The sequence below is a fragment of the Pedobacter heparinus DSM 2366 genome (assembly GCF_000023825.1).
Classification (GTDB): Bacteria; Bacteroidota; Bacteroidia; order Sphingobacteriales; family Sphingobacteriaceae; genus Pedobacter; species Pedobacter heparinus.
The window spans coordinates 1,659,697-1,686,060 of the sequence record NC_013061.1 but is presented as its reverse complement, the minus strand read 5'-3'; the positions used below and the strand labels follow the sequence as shown (position 1 = coordinate 1,686,060).

Annotated in this window: 28 protein-coding genes; 8 read left to right on the top strand and 20 right to left on the bottom strand. The window is 41.6% G+C overall.

From position 1 onward, the window contains the following. Positions 1 to 54: 54 nt before the first annotated feature. Together PHEP_RS07090 and PHEP_RS07085 are read left to right on the top strand one after the other, a co-directional pair. On the top strand, positions 55 to 1,380 hold the full coding sequence (locus PHEP_RS07090) for an NAD(P)/FAD-dependent oxidoreductase (protein ID WP_012781577.1): 1,326 nt from the start codon (positions 55 to 57) through the stop codon (positions 1,378 to 1,380). After that, the gene (locus tag PHEP_RS07085) at positions 1,361 to 2,221 is read left to right on the top strand and encodes a hydroxymethylglutaryl-CoA lyase (protein ID WP_012781576.1); all 861 of its coding nucleotides are present in this window, start codon (positions 1,361 to 1,363) and stop codon (positions 2,219 to 2,221) included. The genes PHEP_RS07090 and PHEP_RS07085 overlap by 20 nt, the downstream gene beginning before the upstream one ends. Here PHEP_RS07085 and PHEP_RS07080 read toward each other — a convergent pair. The 3 genes from PHEP_RS07080 to fbaA form a co-directional block, all read right to left on the bottom strand. Continuing rightward, the gene (locus tag PHEP_RS07080) at positions 2,218 to 2,643 is read right to left on the bottom strand and encodes a GNAT family N-acetyltransferase (RefSeq protein WP_012781575.1); all 426 of its coding nucleotides are present in this window, start codon (positions 2,641 to 2,643) and stop codon (positions 2,218 to 2,220) included. The two genes, PHEP_RS07085 and PHEP_RS07080, sit on opposite strands and share 4 nt — an antisense overlap. Next, positions 2,609 to 3,115 (bottom strand): low affinity iron permease family protein, encoded by a 507-nt coding sequence (locus PHEP_RS07075; protein WP_012781574.1) that lies wholly within the window; start codon positions 3,113 to 3,115, stop codon positions 2,609 to 2,611. The genes PHEP_RS07080 and PHEP_RS07075 overlap by 35 nt, the downstream gene beginning before the upstream one ends. Positions 3,116 to 3,262: 147 nt before the next feature. After that, on the bottom strand, positions 3,263 to 4,342 hold the full coding sequence (fbaA, locus tag PHEP_RS07070) for a class II fructose-bisphosphate aldolase (protein WP_012781573.1): 1,080 nt from the start codon (positions 4,340 to 4,342) through the stop codon (positions 3,263 to 3,265). 128 nt (positions 4,343 to 4,470) lie between these two features. Here fbaA and accD point away from each other — a divergent pair, with 128 nt between their 5' ends. Continuing rightward, positions 4,471 to 5,316, top strand: a complete 846-nt coding sequence (accD, locus tag PHEP_RS07065) for an acetyl-CoA carboxylase, carboxyltransferase subunit beta (RefSeq protein ID WP_012781572.1) — start codon at positions 4,471 to 4,473, stop codon at positions 5,314 to 5,316. 17 nt (positions 5,317 to 5,333) lie between these two features. On the opposite strand, the gene PHEP_RS07060 is transcribed toward accD, so the two are convergent. After that, the gene (locus tag PHEP_RS07060; protein WP_012781571.1) at positions 5,334 to 6,479 is read right to left on the bottom strand and encodes a cysteine desulfurase family protein; all 1,146 of its coding nucleotides are present in this window, start codon (positions 6,477 to 6,479) and stop codon (positions 5,334 to 5,336) included. A 26-nt stretch (positions 6,480 to 6,505) separates the two neighbouring features. Then, positions 6,506 to 7,894 carry a phosphoglucosamine mutase gene (gene glmM / locus PHEP_RS07055; protein WP_012781570.1) on the bottom strand — a complete coding sequence of 463 codons (1,389 nt, stop codon included), beginning with the start codon at positions 7,892 to 7,894 and terminating at the stop codon, positions 6,506 to 6,508. Positions 7,895 to 8,050: 156 nt separating this feature from the next. On the opposite strand from glmM, the gene PHEP_RS07050 reads away from it, so the two are divergent. The 3 genes from PHEP_RS07050 to PHEP_RS07040 are packed head-to-tail and all read left to right on the top strand — an operon-like array spanning position 8,051 to position 10,076. Then, positions 8,051 to 8,782 carry a class I SAM-dependent methyltransferase gene (locus PHEP_RS07050; RefSeq protein WP_036673869.1) on the top strand — a complete coding sequence of 244 codons (732 nt, stop codon included), beginning with the start codon at positions 8,051 to 8,053 and terminating at the stop codon, positions 8,780 to 8,782. Beyond that, positions 8,779 to 9,342, top strand: a complete 564-nt coding sequence (locus tag PHEP_RS07045; protein WP_012781568.1) for a phosphatase PAP2 family protein — start codon at positions 8,779 to 8,781, stop codon at positions 9,340 to 9,342. Before PHEP_RS07050 ends, PHEP_RS07045 begins: the two co-directional genes overlap by 4 nt. Beyond that, positions 9,342 to 10,076: a ZIP family metal transporter gene (locus PHEP_RS07040; protein WP_012781567.1), complete on the top strand. Its 735-nt coding sequence runs from the start codon at positions 9,342 to 9,344 to the stop codon at positions 10,074 to 10,076. The genes PHEP_RS07045 and PHEP_RS07040 overlap by 1 nt, the downstream gene beginning before the upstream one ends. Here PHEP_RS07040 and PHEP_RS07035 read toward each other — a convergent pair. From PHEP_RS07035 to PHEP_RS07000, 9 genes are all read right to left on the bottom strand, one after another. Next, on the bottom strand, positions 10,073 to 10,522 hold the full coding sequence (locus tag PHEP_RS07035; RefSeq protein ID WP_012781566.1) for a MarR family winged helix-turn-helix transcriptional regulator: 450 nt from the start codon (positions 10,520 to 10,522) through the stop codon (positions 10,073 to 10,075). The genes PHEP_RS07040 and PHEP_RS07035 overlap by 4 nt on opposite strands. Positions 10,523 to 10,532: 10 nt before the next feature. Next, positions 10,533 to 10,694 (bottom strand): C1orf53 family protein, encoded by a 162-nt coding sequence (locus PHEP_RS22170; protein ID WP_012781565.1) that lies wholly within the window; start codon positions 10,692 to 10,694, stop codon positions 10,533 to 10,535. Continuing rightward, the gene (locus PHEP_RS07030) at positions 10,694 to 11,635 is read right to left on the bottom strand and encodes an RNA procession exonuclease-like protein (protein ID WP_012781564.1); all 942 of its coding nucleotides are present in this window, start codon (positions 11,633 to 11,635) and stop codon (positions 10,694 to 10,696) included. Before PHEP_RS07030 ends, PHEP_RS22170 begins: the two co-directional genes overlap by 1 nt. Further along, a complete protein-coding gene (gene coaE, locus PHEP_RS07025) occupies positions 11,632 to 12,228 on the bottom strand; it encodes a dephospho-CoA kinase (protein ID WP_012781563.1) in 597 nt (198 codons plus the stop codon). Before coaE ends, PHEP_RS07030 begins: the two co-directional genes overlap by 4 nt. Further along, positions 12,228 to 13,175, bottom strand: coding sequence for a CdaR family protein (locus PHEP_RS07020; RefSeq protein WP_036674283.1), 948 nt, complete (start codon positions 13,173 to 13,175; stop codon positions 12,228 to 12,230). The genes coaE and PHEP_RS07020 overlap by 1 nt, the downstream gene beginning before the upstream one ends. 70 nt (positions 13,176 to 13,245) lie before the next feature. Beyond that, positions 13,246 to 13,575, bottom strand: a complete 330-nt coding sequence (gene yajC / locus PHEP_RS07015) for a preprotein translocase subunit YajC (RefSeq protein WP_012781561.1) — start codon at positions 13,573 to 13,575, stop codon at positions 13,246 to 13,248. 22 nt (positions 13,576 to 13,597) lie between these two features. Further along, positions 13,598 to 14,059, bottom strand: a complete 462-nt coding sequence (locus PHEP_RS07010) for a DUF1573 domain-containing protein (protein WP_012781560.1) — start codon at positions 14,057 to 14,059, stop codon at positions 13,598 to 13,600. 3 nt (positions 14,060 to 14,062) lie between these two features. After that, a complete protein-coding gene (gene nusB / locus PHEP_RS07005) occupies positions 14,063 to 15,013 on the bottom strand; it encodes a transcription antitermination factor NusB (protein ID WP_012781559.1) in 951 nt (316 codons plus the stop codon). Between the two features lie 33 nt (positions 15,014 to 15,046). After that, on the bottom strand, positions 15,047 to 16,135 hold the full coding sequence (locus PHEP_RS07000) for a Glu/Leu/Phe/Val family dehydrogenase (protein ID WP_012781558.1): 1,089 nt from the start codon (positions 16,133 to 16,135) through the stop codon (positions 15,047 to 15,049). Positions 16,136 to 16,248: 113 nt separating this feature from the next. On the opposite strand from PHEP_RS07000, the gene PHEP_RS06995 reads away from it, so the two are divergent. Beyond that, the gene (locus PHEP_RS06995; RefSeq protein WP_012781557.1) at positions 16,249 to 18,039 is read left to right on the top strand and encodes an ABC transporter ATP-binding protein; all 1,791 of its coding nucleotides are present in this window, start codon (positions 16,249 to 16,251) and stop codon (positions 18,037 to 18,039) included. A 69-nt stretch (positions 18,040 to 18,108) separates the two neighbouring features. Continuing rightward, positions 18,109 to 18,435: a DUF3276 family protein gene (locus PHEP_RS06990; RefSeq protein ID WP_012781556.1), complete on the top strand. Its 327-nt coding sequence runs from the start codon at positions 18,109 to 18,111 to the stop codon at positions 18,433 to 18,435. Between the two features lie 68 nt (positions 18,436 to 18,503). Here the strand turns inward: PHEP_RS06990 and PHEP_RS06985 are convergent, their stop codons facing one another. From PHEP_RS06985 to PHEP_RS06960, 6 genes are all read right to left on the bottom strand, one after another. Next, complete coding sequence (locus tag PHEP_RS06985; RefSeq protein ID WP_012781555.1) at positions 18,504 to 21,491, bottom strand: outer membrane beta-barrel protein; 2,988 nt, start codon at positions 21,489 to 21,491, stop codon at positions 18,504 to 18,506. 91 nt (positions 21,492 to 21,582) lie between these two features. After that, the gene (locus PHEP_RS06980) at positions 21,583 to 22,458 is read right to left on the bottom strand and encodes a hypothetical protein (RefSeq protein WP_012781554.1); all 876 of its coding nucleotides are present in this window, start codon (positions 22,456 to 22,458) and stop codon (positions 21,583 to 21,585) included. 198 nt (positions 22,459 to 22,656) lie between these two features. Further along, entirely contained in the window at positions 22,657 to 23,262 is a 606-nt protein-coding gene (locus PHEP_RS06975; RefSeq protein ID WP_012781553.1) for an HAD family hydrolase, read from the bottom strand. Positions 23,263 to 23,282: 20 nt separating this feature from the next. Then, positions 23,283 to 24,302, bottom strand: a complete 1,020-nt coding sequence (locus tag PHEP_RS06970) for a cytochrome d ubiquinol oxidase subunit II (protein ID WP_012781552.1) — start codon at positions 24,300 to 24,302, stop codon at positions 23,283 to 23,285. A 4-nt stretch (positions 24,303 to 24,306) separates the two neighbouring features. Beyond that, positions 24,307 to 25,635: a cytochrome ubiquinol oxidase subunit I gene (locus PHEP_RS06965; protein ID WP_012781551.1), complete on the bottom strand. Its 1,329-nt coding sequence runs from the start codon at positions 25,633 to 25,635 to the stop codon at positions 24,307 to 24,309. 111 nt (positions 25,636 to 25,746) lie between these two features. Further along, the gene (locus PHEP_RS06960; protein ID WP_012781550.1) at positions 25,747 to 26,349 is read right to left on the bottom strand and encodes a hypothetical protein; all 603 of its coding nucleotides are present in this window, start codon (positions 26,347 to 26,349) and stop codon (positions 25,747 to 25,749) included. Positions 26,350 to 26,364 lie beyond the last annotated feature (15 nt).

Genomic DNA, 26,364 nt, shown 5'->3' with positions numbered 1-26,364 from the left:
TTGTTGTTATATATATTTACCAATTGTTGTTATACATTTACTGAAAACAAGATTATGGAGCAACATTTCCCAAAAGGCAACAAACCAAGAATTGTAATTGTAGGTGGTGGATTTGGAGGAATTGAACTGGCCAAAAAACTACGCAATAAAAACGTAGATGTGATGCTGCTGGATAAGCACAATTACCATACCTTCCAGCCCCTGCTCTATCAGGTGGCTACAGGAGGTTTAGAAGCTGATTCTATCGCTTTCCCCTTGCGTAAAATATTCAAGGGGCAAAAGAACCTGACTTTCAGGGTTACAGAAGTACACAAAGTAGATGCTGCCGAAAATACCATTGAAACTTCGATCGGCATGATTGACTATGACCATCTTGTACTTGCTACAGGCTCAACCAGTAATTTTTTCGGACAGGCAGAAATTGAGTACAATGCCATGCCCATGAAATCAATTCCTGAAGCGCTAAACCTCAGGAGTTTAATTTTACAGAACCTGGAAGCTGCACAAATAGCCGCAGACCCGCTGTTGCGGGCGCAACTGCTGAATTTTGTGGTGGTTGGTGGCGGCCCCACAGGTGTGGAAACTGCGGGGGCACTGGCCGAGCTAAAAAAACATGTACTTAAGAATGACTATCCTGAACTTAATATTGATGATGTAAATATTTACCTGATTGAAGGGTCGCCGGAATTGCTGGGCGCCATGTCTGTACAGGCCCAACAAAAATCAGCCGATTTTCTTCATGAACTTGGGGTGACCATCATGAACAATGCCCGCGTTTCTGCTTATGATGGTGCTATGCTGAGCCTGGTTGACGGACAGCACATCCCTTCCTCAACGGTCATCTGGTCGGCCGGTGTTAAAGGGGTGGTTTTAGATGGCCTGAATGCCGAAAAGGTAGTAAGGGGCAACCGGCTGAAAGTAAATGAGATTAACCTGGTAGATGGCTATACCAATATTTATGCCCTTGGCGATGTAGCCGCCATGATCACTGATGAGTTTCCTAACGGACATCCCGGTGTTGCCCCTGCAGCCATACAGCAGGGAAAGCTGCTGGCAAAAAACCTGATGAACATCATTGAAAAAAAGCCAACAGAACCCTTTAAATATTTCGATAAGGGCGCAATGGCCACCGTTGGCCGGAACAGGGCGGTGGTAGATTTGCACAAGATCAGATTTCAGGGTGTATTTGCCTGGTTCACCTGGATGTTTGTACATTTGATGACCTTAGTGGGCTTTAGAAATAAACTGGTGGTATTTGTAAACTGGGTATGGAGCTATTTTAGTTACGACAGGGGTACCAGGTTGATCATCCGCCCATTTTTAAAAGAAAAAAGTACAGACGAGGAATTAGCCGTACAAAATGAGACAAAAACCAGTTAAATTAATAGAATGCCCAAGAGATGCCATGCAGGGCATACATGACTTTATTGATACTGACCTTAAAGCCGCCTATATTAACCTGTTGCTGCAGGTAGGCTTTGACACCATAGACTTTGGTAGCTTTGTATCCCCAAAAGCCATTCCCCAACTGCGTGATACGGCAGCGGTTTTAGCAAAACTGGACCTGGGCACAACACGTTCAAAGCTATTGGCTATTGTAGCTAATTTAAAGGGTGTTGAAGCTGCCTGTTCATATCCGGAGATCAGTTACCTGGGCTTCCCCTTCTCTATCTCAGAAACCTTCCAGCAACGCAATACCAATTCGGGCATTGCACAATCCACAGACACTGTTAAACGACTGCTGGAAAGTTGTGAAAAGTGGCAAAAAACAGCAGTAATTTATATATCTATGGGATTTGGCAATCCTTATGGCGATGAATGGAACCCTGAAATTGTTGAAAAATGGGCCGCCGAACTGGTTGGTCAGGGAGCTAAAATCCTGGCTTTATCAGACACTACCGGTATATCCTCGCCTGAAAAGATCAGGGCAATTGTACCGGGTCTGATCAGACATTATCCTGATGTGGAAGTCGGCCTGCATTTACACAGTACCCCAAATACACGTTATGAAAAGATGCAGGCAGCTTATGAAAGTGGTTGCAGGCGTTTTGACAGTGCATTAAAAGGCTTTGGTGGTTGTCCGATGGCCAGTGATGATTTAACTGGCAATATGGCTACAGAAGAGCTTATCTATTATTTACAGACTAAAGACGAGCATTTAGGTTTGGATATGGAAAAATGGCAGGAAGCCCTCCGCTTCTCTGCCAAAATATTTCACTAGCTTTTTTTTACCATTTTAAAATGCTGGATTCCTGCTTCTTCAAATTGTTCACCTTCGGCCATAAAGCCAAACCTTGAATACATCCGCATCGCATCCAATTGTGAATGCACGTAAATGTAGTGGGCATTTTCTGGCAAATCTGCCAGTGCCGCAGCTACCAGGGCCTGCCCTATTCTTTTGCCCCTGAACTCTTTTAAAACAGCAAAACGTTCCAGTTTATAACCTTCGTCAGTTTTACGCCAGCGGCATGCCCCACAGGCTTCTCCGTTAATTTCGGCAAGAAAATGGATCGATTCCTCTTCGTGTTCCCATTCCAGTTCTGGCGGACAGTTCTGTTCTTCTACAAATACCTTCTTCCTTATCGCAAATGCTTTTTCCAGCTCTTCCTTATTTTTGATCTTGTTTACGAGCAGTGCTTCCATGAATTTTTTTTGATATAGTTTTTACTTTTCTTTTAATTTCGTGGATTTCCCCGGCAGCATCTATGGAATGAGAACAATGAATGTCATTTTCCTTTTTAGCAAGGTCTGCCAGCGTTACATAAAATTTATGCAACTGGTCAAGCTCCCTTTCAGTCAGGTCCTCAATATCGACCATCCTGTTGCTTGCACGTTCATGAGCAGCAATCAGTTCATTCAGTTTTAACTGGATGGCTTTTCCATCTTTATTCTGTGCTTTTTGAATTAAAAACACCATCAGAAAGGTAATAATGGTTGTTCCGGTATTGATCACAAGCTGCCAGGTTTCTGAATAATTGAATACGGGCCCGCTTAAAGCCCATATCACCACAATAGCGGTAGCGGTAATAAAAGCGGCTGAACTGCCCGTAAAGGTAGTTGCAGCATTAGCAAAACGTTCAAATAAACTGTTATTTTTTCCTTCTTTTTTATTCATCAGTATATTCTGTTTTATGGATTTGAATCATCAGGAAATTTTTTACTTAAGTATTCAGCATCAGAAAACCGATGCTGAATATTAAAACTACAAAAAAAGCGCCATAAGGTTTGACCTCATGACGCTTTAAGTCATTTTATAAAATAGTTACAACTTGTCGCTGGCATCTTTACAGTTCAGGTCTTCAAAAGCCTGAGTTAAACGGGCCACAAAAGCTTCTTCACCTTTGCGTAACCAAACACGTGGGTCATAGTATTTTTTATTTGGTTTATCTTCGCCATCCGGGTTGCCAATTTGCCCTTGAAGATAAGCTTCATTGGCTTTATAATAATCCAGAATACCTTCCCAGAACGCCCATTGCATATCGGTATCGATATTCATTTTAATGGCACCATAGGAAATTGCTTCCCTGATCTCTTCTTGAGAAGAACCAGAACCACCATGGAAAACAAAATTGATAGGTTTTTCGGCAGTGAGGCCAAATTTCTCCCTGATGTAATCCTGAGAGTTTTTAAGGATAACCGGTTGTAATTTAACATTACCCGGTTTGTATACACCATGAACGTTACCAAATGCTGCAGCTACTGTAAATTTATCGCTTACCTTGCTCAGTTCTTCATAAGCATAAGCTACTTCAGAAGGTTGCGTATATAATTTAGAGCTATCTACATCGCTGTTATCTACGCCATCTTCCTCTCCGCCGGTAACGCCAAGTTCAATTTCGATGGTCATGCCCATTTTAGCCATACGCGCTAAGTATTTAGCAGAGATTTCCATATTTTCTTCAATTGACTCTTCCGAAAGATCGAGCATATGGGAAGAAAACAATGGTTTACCATGTTCAGCAAAGAATTTTTCACCATGATCAAGCAATCCGTCTATCCATGGCAACAATTTTTTTGCGGCATGGTCTGTATGCAATACCACTGCAACACCATAATGCTCTGCCAGTAAATGAACATGTTTAGCTGCAGATACTGCACCTAGTACACAGGCTTTTAAGTTATCATTATTTAATGTTTTCCCTGCATAAAACTGTGCACCACCGTTAGAAAGTTGGATCATAACCGGTGAATTAACTGCTTTGGCAGTTTCCATCACAGCATTGATGGTATTGGTTCCGGTAACATTAACTGCAGGTAATGCAAATTGATGTTTCTTAGCCTGTTCAAACAATTCCTGAACGGCATCTCCGTAAATTACGCCTTTATAGCCTTTTAAACTCATTATTTTTAATTTTAGATACGCCGAAGTTATGAAAAATATAGGTTTAGGCAAATTAATTTAGGCTAAACTAGCGCAGGGTGTTCTAATTTTTTTTTGTTTCTTTGTACTCGCATTTTTCAACAAATAACATGGCTTGGTTTAAGAGAGAAAAAAAAGGTATCAGTACATCAACAGAAGAAAAGAAAGAGGCACCAGACGGTTTATGGAATAAGTGCCCGAATTGTAAAAAGGCTTTACATAGTGCTGACCTGCTAGAGAATAAATATGTTTGCCAATACTGCAATTATCATTTGCGTGTGGGTTCCAAAGAATATTTCCAGGTATTGTTCGACAACAATCAGTTCACAGAACTATTTCCGAACCTGACCTCGGGCGACCCCCTGAACTTTACAGACAGCAAACCCTATACAGAAAGGCTAATAGAAAGCATGGCTAAAACCGGCTTAAAGGATGCTATAAGAGCTGCTCATGGTAAAATAGAGGGTGAAGACCTGGTAGTGGCCTGTATGGACTTTAACTTCATTGGCGGATCGATGGGCTCGGTAGTTGGTGAAAAGATTGCCCGTTCTATTGATTATAGCATTAAACACAAAATCCCTTTCCTGATGATTTCAAAATCAGGTGGTGCAAGAATGATGGAAGCTGCATTTTCATTAATGCAAATGGCTAAAACATCGGCCAAACTGGCTTTGTTAAGTCAGGCTAAAATCCCGTATATTTCTTTATTGACCGACCCTACCACTGGTGGTGTAACTGCTTCCTATGCTATGCTGGGCGACATCAATATCGCTGAACCAGGTTCATTAATAGGTTTTGCGGGTCCCAGGGTGATTAAAGAAACTATCAAAAAAGATTTACCTAAAGGCTTCCAGACTGCCGAATTTGTTTTGGAACACGGCTTTTTAGATTTCATAGTAGACCGCAGGGCAATGAAAGCGAAACTGGCGGCTTTCCTTAAAATGATGAAGAATTAAAAAATGTAGCGGTTTAATTAAACCGCTACATTTTTATCTACAATCTCTTTAACTTTTTCAACTACATAATCCAGCTCTTCTTTAGTATTGTATTTGCTGAAAGAAAAGCGAACCGAAGGGCGGTTAGGATCGGCATGAATACCCGTAAGCACATGCGAGCCAATATTGGAACCGGAGGAACACGCACTGCCGCCAGAGGCCGAAATGCCATTAATGTCCAGGTTAAACAACAGCATATCGGCCATATCCATTGCTGGGAAAGAAACACTCAGTACGGTATATAAACTCTTTTCTGAATCCGTTTCCCCGTTAAAATATACGTCGGGAATTTCATTCAGTTTAAGCTTAAGGTAATCCTTTAATTCCTGAATGTGCTGCTGATGGTTTTCCATTTCGGCATAAGCAATTTCCAGGGCTTTAGCCAAACCTACAATTCCGTACACATTCTCTGTGCCCCCACGCATATTGCGCTCCTGAGCACCGCCAAATATCATCGGACTTATTTTGACATTGTGGTTTACAAATAAGAAACCGACTCCCTTAGGGCCATGCAGCTTATGTGCCGCACACACCATAAAATGGGCTTTTAATTTTCTTACATCATGTTTGTAATGTCCCATCGTTTGCACAGTATCACAATGGTAAATTGCAGCATATTGTTCACAGAGGTCGCCAACCCGTTCTATATCTGTTAAGGTACCCAGTTCATTATTGGCATGCATCAGTGATACAAAAGAGCGCTCATTGTTTTTCAGGAGTTCTTCAAGGTGCACATAATCAACATTACCTTTTTCATCTATATCTACAAAGCTAAGCTTGTCTATCACTCCCTGTTCCAGCATCATGTTAAGCGTATGCTCTACCGCATGATGTTCTATTTTAGAAGTAATGGCATGTTTGATGTTATAGGCTGCAATACCGCAACGGATGGCCGTATTGTCAGCCTCCGTACCTCCAGAGGTAAAAAATATCTCGGCAGGCGTTGCGTTTAACAGCCCAGCAACCGTTTTGCGGGCCTTTTCAATTAAGGTACGGACTTCACGCCCCTGTGCATGAATAGATGACGGGTTTCCGTAATAATTGCGCATTACATTTACCATCTCCGCCATCACTTCCTTATCCAAAGGCGTGGTGGCGGCATTATCTAAATAAACCCGTTCCATGTTAAATAAGTTAGTTAGTTTTTTTGTTAGCTCAGTTTTAATATTTCTTTGATATCCGATATGATCTTTGCTGCAAGCCCCTCTGCTACAGTTTCCGTTCCTGCCTCGCTATAAATACGGATAATCGGTTCGGTATTTGACCTCCTCAGGTGCACCCATTCTTTATCAAATTCAATCTTTAAGCCATCTATTGTGCTGTTTGGCTGGTCTTTATATTTTTCCTGCACCTTAATCAGCAATGCATCAATGTCCATCTCTGGTGTAAGTGTGATCTTATTTTTGGAGATGTGGTATTCAGGATAGCTGCTGCGCAATACAGAAATGGACTTGCCCGATTTTGCCAGATGGGTAAGGAACAAGGCAATACCGACCAAAGCATCGCGTCCATAATGCAGTTCAGGATAAATGATACCACCATTCCCTTCGCCACCGATGATGGCATTTGTAGCTTTCATCTGGTTTACGACATTCACTTCGCCCACAGCAGAGGCATTATATTTTCCGCCTGCACTTTCGGTTACATCCCGCAAAGCCCTGGTTGAAGACAGATTGGACACGGTATTACCAGGGGTATTTTTAAGGATATAATCTGCTACGGCCACCAATGTATATTCTTCACCAAACATCTCCCCATCCTCACAAACAAAGCACAAACGGTCTACATCCGGATCTACAACGATACCAAGATCTGCCTTTTTACTTTGTACTACTTTAGCAATTTCAGTTAAATTTTCAGGCAAAGGTTCCGGATTATGCGGAAAACGGCCATCAGGTTCACAGTAAAGTTCGTATATAGTTTCTACGCCCAGCGCTTTTAAGAGGGCCGGAACAAAAATTCCACCGGTAGAGTTTACACAGTCGATGGCTATTTTGAAATTGGCCTTTTTAATTGCTTCAACATCTACCAGAGGCAATGCCAGGATAATATCGATGTGTTTTTGCAGGTAGGTATCATTACTCAGTACTTTGCCCAGGCTATCCACATCAGCAAACTCAAATTCTGCTTTTTCAGCAATATCAAGCACTTCTTTCCCATCTGCATCACTGATAAATTCGCCTTTATCGTTTAATAGTTTTAAAGCATTCCATTGTTTTGGATTGTGGCTTGCTGTGAGGATAATACCACCCCCTGCCTTTTCCATGGGAACTGCAATTTCAACTGTAGGAGTAGTGGACAGACCCAAGTCTACCACTTCAATGCCCAGTCCCTGCAATGTTCCGATGACCAGGTTGTTTACCATTTCACCAGAGATCCTGGCGTCGCGGCCAAGAACAATTTTTTTAATGTTGGTTCTGTTGATTACCCAGGAGCCATAAGCTGCTGTAAATTTTACGATGTCGATAGGGGTTAAACCATTGCCGGCGATGCCACCAATCGTTCCCCTGATTCCGGAGATTGATTTTATAAGTGTCAAGTTATTCTGATTTTCACCAAAAATAAGAAAAAATCAGCTAACCAATTATTTAAGTTGGGTCATAAATAAATTAATGCTTTAAATTGCATCTCCTCTGCAAATAAACTTATCTGTTGCAACCAAAACACTATATTTGTGTTTTTTAAAATGTTAACTATGCAGCGCAAATGGTTTCAATACTGGTTTAACTCTCCTTATTATCATATTCTTTACAGTCAACGTAATGATGCTGAGGCAGAATTCTTAATTGACAACCTTTCTGCCTATTTAAAACCAGCAGCCGAATCACGCATACTGGACATAGCCTGCGGACGTGGCCGGCATGCCATTTACCTCAATAAAAAAGGCTACGATGTAACCGGAATAGACCTTTCAGAACAAAGCATCAGATATGCACAGCAGTTTGAGCAAAAACACCTGCACTTTTTTGTGCACGACATGCGCAAACTGTGTTTCATCAATTACTTTGACATCGCTTTAAACCTGTTCACCAGTTTTGGATATTTTGAAACTGAAAAAGACCATGTAAATGCTTTAAAGTCGTTCAGAAAGGGTTTAAAAGCTGATGGAACCCTGGTAATAGATTATTTTAATACTGAAAAGATCATCAAGAACCTTACCCATAAAGAAATCAAAACTGTTGAGGGGATAGAATTCCATTTGAGTAAATTTGTGGCCAATGGTAAGATCATCAAGCACATCAATTTTGAACACCGCGGTAAGCCCTTTGCCTTTGAAGAAAGGGTACAGGCTTTTAAGCTGGCAGACTTTGAACGGATGTTTCAAAAAGCAGGATTAAGCATCAGTGCCAAATTTGGAAGCTATGGTTTAGAGGAATTTGATGAAAATAAATCGGACCGTTTGATATTAATCTGCAAAAAAGCATGATAGAAAGCCTGCAACAATTTGATGTAGACCTGTTTTTAAAAATTCACAGGGGTATGGCCAATCCTTTTTTTGACTGGTTGCTGCCCCTCATGCGAAACAGGTATACCTGGGCTCCCCTTTATTTGTTTATTGTTGTTTTTTCCTTTGTAGAATACAAAAAAAAAGGTTGGTACATTATTGGTATGCTGCTGGCCACTTTTGCTATAGGCGATCTGATTGCATCACGGCTTATTAAGCCCTTTGTGGCAAGACTAAGGCCTTGTAACGAACCCAGCCTGATAGACCAGATCATCCACAGGGTACCCTGTGGAAGCGGCTACAGCTTCCCCTCGGCGCATGCCACCAATCACTTTGCCATTGCGGTGTTCCTGATATTTGTATTTTATGACAAGTGGAAACCGGTATTGCCAATAGGTCTGGCCTGGGCTTTTATCATTTCTTTCTCACAGATCTATGTTGGGGTACACTACCCAATAGATACCATGGTGGGGGCTTTATTGGGCACTACAATAGGCTTGTGCACAGCTAAAATTTATAGAACATTACAACCACAACTATAATGGAAATCTGGAAATTACTCATTTTATTTCTCAGCGCGTTTTTAGGCGGTATAGCCATTTTTTTGGTTAAAAGCGACAAATCCCAGTTACTGAAATTAATTCTATCGTTTAGTGGTGCTTATTTATTTGCCATTACCGTATTACATCTGATACCCGACGCCTACAGCGGCCCTGACCATAGCGAGATCGGGATATATATTTTAATCGGGTTCCTGTTACAGATTTTCCTGGAACAGTTTTCGGAAGGTGTGGAACACGGACATATTCATAAGCACAATGAAAACCAGGCGTTCCCTTATGGCATCATGATCAGTTTGTGCCTGCATGCATTTTTAGAAGGCATGCCTTTGGCAAAAGACCAGCACAATGCCCTGATCTATGGCATTGCCCTGCACCATATACCTGCCGCTTTTGCACTGGCGAGCATTCTTTTGCAGAGCAGGTTTACCAGAAAGAGTATCGTGTTTTACATCAGCTTATTTGCCATTATGGCACCCCTCGGCTTTTATGTAAGCTACGGCATCAGCAATGGAAGCATTGGTGGCGTAGAGGCCTATTTTAACAAGATCATGGGCATTGTGATCGGGATATTCTTACACATCTCTACCACCATCCTGTTTGAGTCGAGTGTTGACCATAAGGTAAGCAGGCGTAAAATGATTGCCGTGTTGTGTGGTGTGGCCATTGCCCTTATAGGTTTTTATACCTCAGGTGGGCATAGTCATGCACATTAACCCCTCATTTTATCCAGCAGATCATTCAGCAGCCGGGCTTCCTCTTCTGTTAAGTTAGAGGAGATCAGTACAGACAGGCTTACATCTTTGTCCATTTCTTTGAGCAATGCCAGGCCCTTATCACTGATCAGAATATCTACTGCCCTTTTATCTTCTGCATTGGAGGCCTTCAGCACCAACCCTTTCTGCACCAGCCGGTCTATGATCCGAGATGCATCACACATCTTATCCAGCATTCTTGTTTTCAGAAAATTCACTGTACAGGCGTTGGGGTATTGCCCCCGTAAAATCCTGAGTATATTAAACTGTTGTGTAGTTACTTCAAAGGGCAGTATGGTCTGCTTTAATTTTTCATTGCACCAGTTTCCTGTATGAAAAACATTCACGATCGCCTGGTGATGTATACTTTCAAATCGCGTAGTCAGCGTTTCTTTCTGCAACTGCATCTTTATTCCTTTATTTATCTTCCCCGGGCTTTTCTTTTAGTTTGGTTTTGCCAAAACCCCAGGGGCAGTGTTTACATTTATTTTTACAGCAATACCCACGTCTAAGGTGGTATCCGGCGGTAAACACCATTAAACCTTTTTCGTTAAAATAGTAGTCTACCCCTTCTTTCATCAGTTAAGCAATTTAACGACCAAACTTCTTTCAAAATGACTTTTGAGTTGAATTCCACTTCCATGATTGGTCCATATCTGCGTAGGTTTTACCTTTTCTACCGTAAAAAGAATGTCGTTCCAATCGGCATGATCAGATATATACAACTGGATTTCATGATTGTTTTGCAGGTGTTTCCAGCCGGTAGCAAATACCCTGATCACATTAATGGCCTTAAAATAGCTTCTAAACACCATTGGGGGCACCATATAAACCATATTGGCTACATTGTTTTTCATCACCTTGCGGTCGTAAGCCTCGTACCGCCCAAGGTTTATCCCCATCTGTTCGTATATTTTAATAAAAGGCAACATACTGTGGTGTACCAATATCCTTTTTTCTATACAATGGTCATTCATTAAACTAATCAGTCGCTGGCACTTACCTAATGAATAAGCACCCAGCATAATGTTGTTCTGCGTAGCATTTAATTTCAGGATCTCCTCTTCTGCCACCGGATGTTGTGTACCAGGGTCCGCAAAAGTAGTTTCTGTAATCAGCACGTCGGCAGTTACAAATTCAATGGGTTCACAGGTTTTATCCGGTTGTAGCTTATAATCTCCGGTATAAAGGTATTTTACCCCCTTATACTCCATTAAAACCTGTGCTGAGCCCAATATATGCCCTGCCGGAATAAAACTGATACGCACTCCGTTCAGGTCAAAGGCTGTAGCATAGGGTTTAATATAAAATTCAGCCCCTGCGAACTTTTTGTACCGGTGCTTCATAAACAGGGCCGTTGCTTCGGTACAATATACATTGAGGTTACCGCCAATCGCATGATCACCATGTGCATGAGAGATTACTGCATGTTTCACTATTTCCTTTGGATCCAGGTAAAAGTCGCCATACTTACAAAACAAACCTGTTTTGGTAACCACTATAAAATCATCTAATATCATTCAGGTTTATTTAGAAACAGCTGGTGTAATCGAAGCACCTGGATAATCAATGAGGCTGTTTCGTTGTTATAAATAAGATGGTCAGCAAGTTTCATCTTTTCTTCATCGGGCAATTGTTTATCCATCCTGGCCTTAACCTGAGCTGCACTTACTCCATCACGTTCCATGACCCACTGTAGCCTGGCCGCTTCCGGTGCCAGCACCAGAATATTCTGGTCACACATTTTGTACGATCCGCTTTCAAACAATAAAGCAGCTTCTTTGAGTACATAAGGAACATGGGCAGGCACCTGTTTTACCCATACCTCAAAAGCCCGGAACACAGCGGGGTGCACCAAGGCATTTAATCTGGCCAGTTCGTCAGCGTTGTTAAAGACTATTGCAGCAATGTGTTTGTTGTTTAATGTGCCGTCTGCAGCATAACTTTCTGTACCAAAAGTATGCCTTACACCGCTCATCAACAGCTCATCCGTTACCATCAGCTGTTTGGCTACGGTATCAGCATAAAAAACAGGGATACCCATAGTCTCAAATACCTTACAGATGGTTGTTTTGCCACTGCCTATTCCCCCTGTGATCCCAATCTTTAACATTACTTTTCAATAATAAAATCAACTTTACCCGGTGCCACCTGTATCAGCCGGCAATAATCCGGAAAGCGTATAATCTTTACTCTTAGCCTGCTGTGGTTTAAATTTTTCCATTCATCCATATCAACTATAGCCTCTATAAAATCTTCATTTACCTGGCTATATTTAGATAAAGCGACCATAAAGGTTACCTTCACTTTTTTTGGATATAGTTTTATGCTGTAATAGGCATTGTTGTTGATGATCTTCAGCGGAACTTCCAGAATTTTTTCTGTAAACTCATCAACCGGTACTTTTACCTCGACACTTGCCGGAAAAATACTTACATTTTTCAACTTGCTTTGTGTCATTCCCACAACTTTTTTAGTGGTATACTGTACGTCATCGAGGTTAAGAGAATCCGTTTTCCATTCTTTAATCCTGGCCAGCTCTTGTTCCGGTCCGGATATGGTTACATAATCTGGTGTAAGCTCAATGGGGCTAGAAATGCCATATTGTTTTACAAAACTAAATTTAGCATTCAGCTTAACCGGTACCCTTTTTACTGTTTTTTCAGAGAAATCAAAATACAGGGTATCCGGCTTTACAGAGATGATCTTCTGTGAAGTTTCCAGCTGCCTGTTCACATTGTACAATTGCTCTGAAAACAGGATAAAATTGCTGTTGTTCAGCTTTTCCAGACTGATGGATATGGATTGCGGGTTAACCCTTAAGCGTGCAAAAAGCAATTGCCAGCCGGTACCCTCTACCTGTAAATCTACTGTATCTGACTGTAAAGGATGAAAAGCTTTTTTCTGGGGAATACTGGCATACTTTAAAACCGTTTTGGCAGTATAAACATATTTATTGTTCAATGCCATAAACAACCATGCTGCAATTGCGATCAGCAAACAGGTGATCAAAACAAGGAAGCGTTTCCGCTCTATTTTTGTGAGTTTGATAAATGGCATATCGTAAATATACTCAAATACAAAAGCCACACCAAACAAGGGTGCGGCTTTTGTATTTATAGCTTAAAAACTATGCTTTGGTTGTTTCTTCAGTTTTAGGTGCAACGGCTTTAGTTGCATCTAAGGATACTGCTGTTTTATCAAAACGGATTTTGGTGCCACCTTCTACTTCAATTAGAAAAGTAGTTTCGTTCATATCGGCTATACGGCCGTGAATACCTGCAGTGGTCACAATTTTATCTCCCTTTTTTAAGGCTTCAACCATTTTTTTCAGGTCTTTTGCTTTTTTAACCTGTGGCCTGATCATGAAGAAATAAAATACAACCATGATTAAAACCATAGGCACTAAGGTGCTTAACATTCCGTTTCCCTGAGCCTGCAAAATTATTGTTGATATCATATTGTTAATGTATAAATGTTTATTAATTCGATTGTTCTTTAATTTCTCCTGTCAGGTGTAAGCTGGCAATATTTGGATGGGCATTTGAAGTAACTGTAATTACTTTATCTTGCATACCCGATTTTCCATTGCTGTCAAACACAACTTTGATCTCGCCTTCTGCACCAGGTTTAATCGGTTCCTTTGGCACCTCGGGTACAGTGCAACCGCAGGTAGCCGTGGCATTTAAAATGATCAGGGGACTTTTACCTACATTTTTAAATTTGTAGCTGTAATACACCTTTTCACCCTGACTGATCTTCCCGAAATCATAATTTCCATTCTCAAAGCTCATTACTGCTGCGTCGGCAGCTGCAGGTACAGCGGCATCAGGAGCGCCTGCTACAGTTTCAGTAGCATGACCAGCTTCGGTAGTTTTTTTTGCTGTGTTTTGGCAGGAAGCAAATGATAAAGCAGCCAGTGCCAGTACAAAAATCTGTTTCATAATTTATTCTTCTATTAGTCCGCGACCAATTTTATGTATGCTGTTTGTTCTTTTCAGATCGCCTAAAATTTTGTCCAAGATACCGTTAATAAATGAATTACTTTTCGGAGTACTGTAATCTTTTGAGAGATCAAGGTACTCGTTAATAGTTACTTTAACAGGTATGGAAGGGAAATTCATCAATTCACATATGGCCATTTTCATCAGGATGGTATCCATTAAAGCAATACGCTCCGACTCCCAGTTCTTGGTTCTTTCGGCAATCAGGCCCTGGTATTCCTTATCACTTTTTAAGGTGTGCACAAACAGGTCTTCTACAAATTTGCTGTCTTCTGCCCAGTCCTGGCTTATCGGCGTCAGTTTATTTTTAAAAGGATCTTCAGAAGTAAAATTTTTGATGGTTTTGGCCACCATTCCCTGCATTACTTCCTTGTCTACCGACCAGTTGATGAACCTGTCCTCGAAAGCCTGTATAATATTATGGCTTTTTAGGATGACCTTTCTGAAGATGAATTTGATGATCGTTTTTGATTCTTCCAGATCGTTGTTCTCATCGGCCAGATAGGTGGCATACTCTGGAGTGACCTTTAAAGTATTAAAAATAGCCTTTACGAATTCCGGATCGGCCATCCAGTTGATCTTATATTTATGTACCGCAGCACTAAAATCCGGATTCTTTTTCAATGTAACTGCAAACTTATTGTTCAGCAGCTTTAAATTAGGGTTCAGGTCTTCTGCTGTAGGCAAATGTTTATTGGCGCGCTCTGTAGCGTCAATCCCTGTATATTCTGTAACCTCAACCAATAGCGAAAGCATCCATATATACATTTCGTATACATTATCAATACTTTGCATTAACGCTTTCTTTGAGGAAGCCAGATCCTTTTTGTCTGTCATGTGCCAAGCAAAAATATTTTGCAGAGCTTTAATTCTTAAGTGCCTTCTGTTTAACATGAATGTAAGAACGAGTGGTAAATTACCTGTTTATTAAAATGATGATTTTATTTTTTTGATATCTATTATTCTTTTTTCAGCAATGCGGTTAGCGGCCCATATTGTTGGGATATTATCTGTTTTGGACATTTTTATGACATCTCTTGTGGCGTTATAAATATTCTCTGTAAGTTGCATGGTCCGCTTTTTACCAAAGCCGGTAAGTTCAGAATAACAACTGATCAGTCCGCCTGCATTGATCAGGTAATCCGGAGCAAACAAAATACCTTTCTCCAGCAACAGCTGTCCGTGTTTATTTTCATCTGCCAGCTGGTTATTTGCAGAACCCGCAATAATCGCAAATTTCATTTTATTGATGGTCTTATCGTTCACTGTAGCTCCCAGTGCACATGGTGCATAAATATCTGCGTCCAGGCCAAAAATTTTGTCTGCACCAATCGGCTTTGCCTTATAGGTACGTGCCACATGCTGCAAACGCTCTTCATTGATGTCGCTGATATACACTTCCACATTTTCTGCCCTCAACAAAGCAACCAGATGCTCGCCCACATTTCCTATTCCCTGTACCACTACAGAACGTCCGGCCAGCATATCGGTTCCAAAAACTTCTTTTACACAGGCCTTGATACCCAGGAACACCCCTTTTGCTGTTGTTGGTGCGGGATTGCCTGCACCACCCAACGATTCCGGCACCCCCGTAACATGACTGGTTTCCATGCGGATGTATTCCATATCCTTGGTAGTGGTACCTACATCTTCTGCAGTAATAAATTCGCCGTTCAGGTTTTTGATGAACCTGCCATAACTACGCATCATTGCTTCAGATTTTCCTTTCCTGGAATCGCCGATAATAACGGCCTTGCCACCACCTAAATTAAGGCCGGTAATGGCTGCTTTATAAGTCATGGCACTCGATAGTCTGAGTACATCTTCCAGTGCTTCTGATTCGGTAGTATAGCTCCACATGCGGGTTCCGCCTAATGCAGGGCCTAAAGTTGTATCGTGAATGGCAATAATTGCCTTTAATCCGGTGTCGGGATCATTACAATAAACTACTTTCTTGTGCCCCGACGCACTTAATTGATCTAAAACTGAATTCACAATAGAACTATTACCAGACATATAATTTTGTTTATCAGATATCCCGCAAAACTAGCATAAAAAAACATTATTTACATTGTTTTAACTAAAGAGTTTAAAAAAAACACCTTCATTTTCGATAACTTTACCCCCTGATGAAACACCTGCGTTTTTTAAACAAATACTTCTACAAATATAAATGGTGGATTATCCCCGGGATTTTCTTTGTGGTCATCTCCAATTTTTTTGGTGTGATCCCTGCCCAGGTAATTGGCCATGCCTTTAACCTGATCACCGAGAACATACAGATCTACAGGTTATTCAACGGCTTTGAACGTGCGACAGTTATTTACGATATCTTTAGTTACAGCCTGTTTTATTTTGGCATGCTGGTGTTGATATTGTACCTGCTCAGGGGACTTTTCCTGTTCTTTATGCGGCAAACCATCATCCTGATGTCGCGGCATATCGAATTTGATATGAAGAATGAGATTTATGCACATTACCAGAAATTAAGCCTGGGCTTTTACCGGCGCAACAATACAGGCGACCTGATGAACCGCGCCACAGAAGATGTAAACCGCGTACGCATGTACGTAGGTCCGGCCATCATGTATACCATTAATACAGCCGTACTGTTCATCCTGGTTATTTACGCCATGTTTTCGGTAAACGTTACCCTGGCCTTATGGTGCTTGCTGCCCTTACCGGTACTGGTCCTGATCATTTATTTCGTAAATACCCTCATCAATCAAAAGAGTGAACAGATCCAGGAACAGCTATCTAAACTGTCCAGTTTTGTACAGGAAAGGTTCTCGGGCATTAGGGTCATCAAATCTTATGTAAGAGAAGATTATACAAAAGAAATATTTGCTGCCGAGAGCCAGGGCTATAAAGATAATGCCATGGGCCTGGTTAAAGTACAGGCACTTTTTTACCCTACCATGCTTTTGCTGGTTGGCTTAAGTACCATCCTTACCGTTTATATTGGGGGTATACAGGTTATAGATGGCGCCATTACACCGGGCAACATTGCCGAATTCATAGTTTATGTAAACCAGCTTACCTTCCCTGTTACTATGCTGGGCTGGGTTACTACATTAATTCAGCGCGCCTCGGCCTCTCAGAAACGCATCAATGAATTTTTACAGTTAAAACCGGATATTACTTCTAAAAACACAGAAAGCGCCCGGCTAAAAGGGAATATCAAATTTGAACATGTTAATTTCACTTATCCGGATACGGGGATCCAGGCCTTAAGGGATGTTAGTTTCGAGATCGGACAGGGTCAGTTTATTGCCATAATCGGACGCACCGGTTCCGGGAAGTCTACCCTTGCCAATCTAATCATGCGCATGTACGATATCGACAGCGGGAACATTACAGTAGACGGAAATCCGCTAAAAGGCCTTAATTTAAACAATTACCGCAACCAGATTGGTTTTGTACCTCAGGAAGTTTTCCTTTTCTCCGATACCATTAAAAATAACATCGCTTTTGGTTTGGACCAGGTAACCGATGAGGAGGTAAGCACTGCAGCAAAAAATGCAGCGGTGTACCATAACATTGTCGACTTTGAGCATAAATTTGAAACCATGCTGGGTGAAAGGGGCATAACGCTTTCGGGCGGACAAAAGCAACGCGTTTCTATTGCAAGGGCATTGATCAAAGAACCTGCCCTGCTCGTATTTGACGATTGCCTTTCGGCTGTCGATACCCGCACAGAAGAAGAAATTCTAAGAAATCTGAGCAAAATAATGAAAGATAAAACAAGCATTTTGATTGCACACCGAATTTCTACGATAAAAAATGCGGATAAAATCATTGTGCTTGATCAGGGAAAAATCATTGAACAGGGCAACCATGAGCAATTATTACAGCAAAACGGGGCTTATGCCGAAATGTATCAGAACCAATTGCTTGAAGAAGAAAATCAATCCTTGTAATTTCTATTTTGAACTTTAGTAATTATTACTTTATATTTACCCGAACCAAAACCAAGATCAATACCAACCATGGGAGAATTTGACAACAAAGAGAGAGAAGAGGTTTTTTCAAAAAAAGTAAGGGCAGGTAAAAGAACTTATTTTTTCGACGTAAAAGCAACCAGATCAGGAGATTACTACCTAACCTTAACTGAAAGCAAGAAAAGGCTGGAAGATGGTGTTTTTGTAAAACACAAGATCTTTTTATACAAAGAAGATTTTGAGAAGTTTACAGAAGGGCTAAACGAAACGGTTGACTACATTAAGAACCATCAGGATGTGGTAGAAAAACGCTACGAATATTCTGAGAACCACGAAGGAGTAGCAAGAGTAAAAGACGATGACTTTTCCTTCTAAAAAATATAAGCATAAAAAAAGCCTCTGATCAAGAGGCTTTTTTTATGTCTGCTACTTACGGTCTGCGACTACATAAAGCTTCCATCGCCCCTGCGCATAATCTGTCTGCCTCCGCGGCCCTGTGCACCCGTCCATTTTTGTAAACGCATACTTAAACGCAGCATAAAGTACCGGCTCAGTGCATTGGATTTGGTATCGGTATATCCTCCATCCTCGCTGTTGTCACGACTTACAAAATTGTTCTGGTTCAGGATATCGAAGGCCTGAAAGGTGACCCGGCCCCTGCGGTTAAAAAATTCTTTTTCTATATAGGCGTTTACCACAAAAGGATTGCTGGTCACATTGGCATCAATTCCGCTGACATAGTTTTTACTGGCACTATAGCCAAAAAGCCAGCTGTTCAGGAAGTACATCCTTCCGTCCAGGTTAAGCGCCAGTGTATTTGTTTTGGTATCCCTGAAACCAGGTAGGGTATTGGTCGATTTCGTGTAGTTATATGATACGTTGGGATTGATCTCGAACCAGTCGTTCGGATTGATCCTTGGTCCGAAACGTTCAATAAAAGTCATTACTGTATTTATGTTTTTTTGCGAGGCACTCATAGAAATACGATGATCGTAGCTGGCTGATCCACTGAGCGACAGATTGTACCTGCGGTCGTTCAGTTGTTTGCTGATGGAATAATTTCCATTTACCTTATACGCTCCACTGGTATTTAAAAAACGGGTTTCCGTAATGTAAATGGTATCTTTTTTACTCGTAGCCTGATTTGTCAGTATCTGATCAATGATCTGTACATTATTTCTGATGACCGAATTATCTGTTAAGGATCCGTTGACATTCAAAGAATAGTTCAATTTAGAATTGGCGATGTAATTGTCATAACCCGCCCTAACCGTATGCTGGAAAGAGGCCACTAAATTTGGGTTACCCACAATAGGATTTTGTGGATTGGTTACATCCCTAACCGGCTGGATCTGGTCAAAGGTAGGCTCTATTGCATTTCCATAATAATTGATCGACATTTTATGTTGTCTGGACCATAGATATTCAAAACGGGCAATGGGCACCATATTAAAACTGCTTCTGTTGGTGGTGGTACCCAGACTTACCTTTGTACCGGAAAGCAGGGATGGTATTGCCGTTATACCCAAAGAGAAACGTACTTTAGACATATTGCTTAAGCCATAACGGTAGTTCAAAGCAATACGGCCCTGCGTAAAGGAATAATCATAAATATTACTCAGAGAATCTATGACTCCAGATGGATTTCCATTGATGATGTTCTGCGTAGTTGCGGTATTGTCGTACCCATTGTAATTGACCTGGGCATTTAATTCCAGCTGGGTATTGGCAGTTAAGGGTTCTGCAAAAGTAAAGCTTCCCCGGTAATTGCTCTGCAGGTTTTTCCTGGCTACAATCCTGTTTACAGCCGAGTCCCTTGTTTCTGTTTCAGCCTCATTTAAAAAGTAAATGATTTTGGTATCCTGTTCCTGCTCCTGGTCCAGATTATTGCTGTTTGCATCTACCTGTAAAGAAAGGTTCCTTCTGGGTTTTTTAAAAATATGCTGATAAAAAACAGAAGCACCCAGCTGGGGTCTTGTATTTTTGCTGATATTGGTTCCTTGCCTGTTCTGGTGATAAAACCCGGTTTGTTTGATATCGGAAAATCTCGTGTTGTTTGCCGAACTATACCGCAATGTAGGGACCGCACGTAGAAAATTGTTACTATCGAGGTTTATTTCTATTTCGGCCCTGAAATTATGGCTCTTGTTCAGGTTTTCTCCATTGCTTAGGCTATTTGCAAAAGTATAATAGGTAGTATCTTTCATGATGGGAACACCATTTTCGATCACCTGGATCCGCTGCCGCGTTGGACTAACCGAATAACTGTCGTTTAAAGATTTGACATTTGAACTCGTGTAGTCATAATTCAGGTTGAGTTCTATTTTTTTCCCTATTTTATCACGGATACTGAATGAGCCCCGGCCTGAGGTGGTGGTACCACCACTACCACTGCCACCACTATTCTGAGTATTCTGGCCACCCTGACCACCACGGCCGCCGCCACCTCCACCGCCACCACCGCTATTATTGCTGTTGTCTCCGCTGCTGGCTACACCGTTTACGGTATTGCTGAAGCGTCCGTTTACCCCTATGGTCTGGTTTCCGTTTATCCGTGTACCAAATATTCCGGCTTCATATCGATCGTTATTACCAGCCCCGACGAAAATATTGGCCATATTACCCACAGATTTATCGGTTCGGGTAGTAATGTTCAGTACTTTTTCAGGATCACCATCTTTAATTCCGGTACGGGCGGCCTGATCACCATAGTCGTCCACAATCTGGATCTTGTCCACAATTTCCGCCGGAAGGTTTTTAATTGCGGTTGCAATGTCGCCCCCCTGATATTCTTTACCGTTTAATTTTGCTTTTGTTACATTCTGGCCCTGATGCACCAATGAGCCATCATTGCCGACTTCCATGCCCTCCATTTTTTTGAGCAGCTCATCTACCGTCGAGTTGGCCCTTACAATATAATCGCTGGCCTTGTACTCTACTGTATCCGTTTTATAGGTAATGGATGGTGTACCACTGATTACCACTTCATTTAGAGTATTTTTTTGCTCTTTAAGTAAAATGGGATCCATTACGATACGGGGTATGGCATCATTTTGCTTGTACCGCATTGGGGCAGAAGGCCTGTAACCAATACTTTGTACTAAAATGGTATAGGTGGCCGATTTTACATTTTTGAATACAAATATACCGTCCGAATTGGTACTGGTTTTTAAAGTATCCTTAATTGAGGTTAAACTCACTGTTGCGCCAATTACCCCCAGATCTGTGCTGTCTTTTACAATCCCGCTGATTTCTCTTACCGGCAAAGGTGGTGGGGTATTTTGTGTAGGCTGGTTTTGTGCAAAAAGCTTAACAGTGCTGAACAGCAGGAAAAAGAATAGGATGCTTATCCGGATCATTAAATTGAAACAGCGGATGTGAGGAGGGCTGGTGTACAGCTGTGCAGCATTAACCTGGTTAGAATATTTCATTCGTGTGTTGGTGTGTATAATATAGTTTAAATGTGTTCGGAAAATGCCTGTCCTTATTGCAGGGTAGGAATAACTGGAATTGAAAGAAATATTAATTTTTGACCAGAGTGTATTTACCCCAGAAATCTGTTGGGCTCATCATGTCCTGAAAATCGATACCGCCACGCATGCCACCGCCGCCACCGCTACTGATCCGCATACCTCCACCGCCGCCGCCACCAAAGTTTCCACGGTTACCACCACCAAATCCACCATCCAGGCCGGGTAACTGCAGGCCGTTAACTTTAATGTTGTAAGCAAATTCTTTTGGCGAATCGACAGAAATGCCTAAAGCTTCCAGAGGGATCCCTATTTCATAAAAAAAAGAATTGTCTTTTTCTATGCTGGCAAAGGCTTTGATGCCAAATTCATTGTAAATGGAAATGAGGGTATCAGTTGTATTTTTAAAACCTTTGATCTTGATTTCTTTTGCCTGTGCCAGTTGTGTTTTCTGCATAGCAGCCATTATAGAATCCCTTTGTTTGGTATTGGGTTGACCGCCACCGCCACCCATGGCCATGCCCATCGCTCTGAACTGTCCCCTGTTGCCACCTTGTCCGCCTCTGCTGGCCCTTTGAATAATAGGATAGGTAAGCATGATGCTTTCTTTTTCTTTTTTCTTTCCGTCAGGGTTTATAGAGAGCGTAATCCCTCCTGCCAGTATTTTCATATTATTAGGTACATCGGCAGATTTAATTACCAGATAAAGGTTCTTGTCATCATTGCTCATGATGTAAGCAATATTGGTACGCTTGTTTACAGAAAAATTGGCATCCTGCCATTCAAAATTTTTACCATCAATTTTAACAGCATGCGGAGCCTTCACACTAACCTCCTGAAGTTCAGTGACTTTTTGTGCATTTACTGCTATACTAAGACCTGTAAGCAGGAAAATATTAAATAGTGTTTTTATATATCCTTGTTTCATATTTGGTGTTCTACTAGGTTGTAACTTTAATTTAGACGTTATAAAATGTTTTTGGTTTAATCCTTATCCTATATTAAATCACATCATTGTTTCCTTAACATAAAAAGACTGCGAATTAAGCACAAAAACAATTCATTTAACTCTTTTTAACTTAATTTGTTACATAAGAACCCAAATACCCGGGTTATTTATTTGTGGTCAGATCAGATCAATCCTTATCCAGTCCATTCCTGCAGCCTTAGCGGCTTCCACTCCGGGAACGCCATCTTCAAAGACCATACATTTTGATGGTTCCACATCCAACAATTCAGCTGCTTTTAAAAAGGGATCAGGAAAGGGCTTGCCTTTGACGGTGTCCCCTGCACAGATCAAAACTTCTACAAGATCAGCAATACCCAGCACCTCCAGGGTTTGTGCAATAGCCTCCCTGTCGCCACCCGAAACTACACCAATACGCACCTTACCTGCATTGGCCTTAAGGTGTTGCACTACAAAATCTATGGGTACAATCTTTTGTATATATTTGGCTGCATACAGCTCGGCTTTTCTTGTCCTAAAAGCAGTCGGATCTATATTGCTTTTATAACGGTTATTCATTTCTACTACCACATCAGCTACCGGCCATCCGGCCAGTTCATTGATCATGGCCGGATCAATACTTAGTCCATATTCATGGGCTGTGGCTAAGTAAGTGGCCGTATGTGCGGGCATGTTATCGGCAAGGGTACCATCACAATCGTATAAAAAAGCCTGGTAATCACCTGCTGAAAGCTGGTTGAGTTTTAAAAATCTGGATTGCTCCATATAAGGTAAAAATTAATTGATTAATGACTGGCAGGCACTTCCTGCCTTTTCTGGAAGATATAAATGAGGTAAACCAGTGCCGGCAGGATAAATATACTGCCAATGAGCAGGGCATAACCTAAGGAAGCTATGGTTCTGGCCTGACCCTGGTGGGTCAGCAAGGAAAGGTTTTCACCGTTTTTCAGTAAAACAATATCTGGGAAGTGGGTATAAGTTGCCGCAAATAAAATCATGGTAACCTGAAAACCGGCCAGCAGCCGCAATAAAATTGGCTTGTCTTTTTTAAGTGCATAAAACATGACCAGCAATGAAATACTGGCTGCAATGATTGCAATTAAGCCAGGTGTATCCCCAAAGATCCATGAAGCAAGTGGAATTCCTTCCGAATAAGCGGCTATAAACACCAAAGCACCGCAAAACATAACGATAAAAATGGTTCTGCGGGCTTTCCCCACAAAATGCTCCCTATCGCCATCATTATCTGTTTGTCCGATGATAAAAATGGTAGCCAGGAAACCGCAAATGCTTACTGTAAAAATACCTACGGCTACAGAGAACCAGTTGAGCCAGCTGAATATATATGCCGACAGGAAATTATTTGCCGAAGGGTCTATTTGTCCGGATACTGAACTGGCAGCAATAATACCCAGAAAAAATGGAGTAATTAAGCTGGAATACACAAATATAGGCGTATATATTTTTTGCATGTCATCTTTTACGGCATCGTAGTTTCTGAATACAAAGGCAGTGCCCCTGGCAATAATGCCCAACAGCATGCAAACCAGCGGAATGTGCAGGTAAACAGAAATGGTGGTGTATATTTTAGGAAAACCGACAAACAGGATCACTATGGCTATGATGAGCCACATGTGGTTGGCCTCCCATATTGGGCCTATGGCCTTGTACATGGTTTTCCGGGTCTTGGCTTTATTGGTTTTTGCCGTCATCAGCTCTATAATGCCAGCACCAAAATCAGCCCCACCAAGCAGGATATATAACAAAATGGCCGTCCACAGGAAAACAATAACTACATATATCATAAAGCTAATTTTTAGATTGAACTGATTCGGAATCGTATAAGCTGTCTACCATAGTAATCTGACGGTACAGCAATAAACTTACAATGATAGCCAGAGAGATATAAACTGCCGTAAATAAGTAGAAAGAATACACAATGCCCGGCATAGGCGTTACCGCATCAGCAGTACGCATTACCCCCCTGATGATCCAGGGCTGGCGTCCCACTTCTGTTACCGTCCATCCGGCTTCTAAAGCAATAAAACCCAAAGGTGTTGCTGCAACAAAGAGTTTTAACAGCCATTTACTATCCAGCCATTGTTTTTTCTTCCACAAAGCGATGAAATACAAAATGGCAATCCCTACCATGGCCATGCCCAGACCTACCATGACCTGGAAAGCATAATGGGTAACTGCTACAGGTGGCTGATCTTCTTTCGGCACCGCGTCCAGCCCTTTCACTTCCCCGTTAAAATCGCCCGTGGCCATAAAGCTAAGCAGGCCAGGGATCTTCAGGGCATAATCTACTTTTTTATTCGCTGTATCGGGAATCCCGCCTATAATGAGCGGGGCAAACTTTTCGGTATGAAAATGGGCTTCCATAGCGGCCAGTTTTTCTGGCTGTCTTTTGGCAACATCTTTTGCAGAAATATCGCCGCTTAAAGGTTGTAAACAGGCCGCTACAGTTCCAAACACAGCAGCAATTTTAAAGGCCTTACTGTGAAAAGCCACATTTTTTCCTTTAAGGATCATGAGGGCATGCACACCGGCAACGGCAAAACCAGTTGAAACAAAGGCAGCCACACACATATGCAGCGATTGTGAAAACCAGGCTTCATTGAACATGGCTTTTATAGGGTCAATATTTAAATACTGTCCGTTAATGTAATCAAAACCGGCCGGGCTATTCATCCAGGCATTGGCAGCAACCACCAGAATCCCCGAGAGCAAGCCGCTTACCCCTACCACTACACCCGTAGCCCAATGGAACCAAGGATTGAGCTTGTTCCAGCCATACAAGTAAAATCCCAGGGCTATCGCTTCTATAAAAAATGCCGTCCCCTCTAAAGAAAACGGCATTCCAAATATGGGTCCGGCATGCTCCATAAATTTGGGCCAGAGCAAACCGAGTTCGAACGAAAGTACGGTGCCCGATACCGCTCCTGTAGCAAAGAAAATTGCAACCCCCTTACTCCAGGCTTTTGTTACATCGCGGTAAACCACCTTTTTGGTTTTGAGCCAGTAAAAGTGCGCTACCGACATAAAGAAAGGCATAACCATGCCAATGCAGGCAAAAACTATGTGAAAACCAAGGGAGAAGGCCATTTGCAGGCGGGCAGCTAAAAAATCGTCCATAATGTACTTTTAGTAAACCTTATGTGCTAAAAAGAAATCGTTTACAAAAGTACGGCTTATCTGTTATCAAAGGGCCTTTTTCCCAAATTATTATTCATAATTTTCAGCTACTCACCAATTGTCATTTTCAGTAGTATTGAAACTGAACATCCGGGTAAGCACCTCATCCATTACTTTAGCTTCGTTTCTTAAAAAAGATGGTTTCAATTCATACTGGTTGTTTTTAAAGGCAAATTCAGCATAGCTGATCTTTGCATTGTTTTTTTCGTAATAGTTCATGATCATGATCTTTTTAACGGTAACCCTGTAATGCCCCTCTTTAAAATCCACCAGTGCAAAGGCAGAGAAAAGCGTACTTCTGGTATAAGGCGTCAGGATATTTGAAAATTCTGCGCCCTTGGCATCAAAAGCCGAAAGAAAGCCCCGCAATTCAGCCGGTGCTGTTTCAACCTGCTTAAAGATGCCGGCACGCCTAAAATAGTGCTCAATACTTTCCTTGCTGGCCCCAGTATCAAATACCTTTTGCCAGATCAGTTCGTAGTTTACAATCTTGAATCCGCCTGACTCATCCAGGGCCTTTCCTGATGCAGGTACAAAACGTTCCTTATTTTCTGGCACCGGCGCAGGATAAACATCGTCTTTTTTCTCTTTCTGCCCAAAGGCCGAGAGCACTGTGCCAAAAGCCAGCGCTGCTAATAAAACTGTTGTTTTCATTTGTGTAAATGTTTG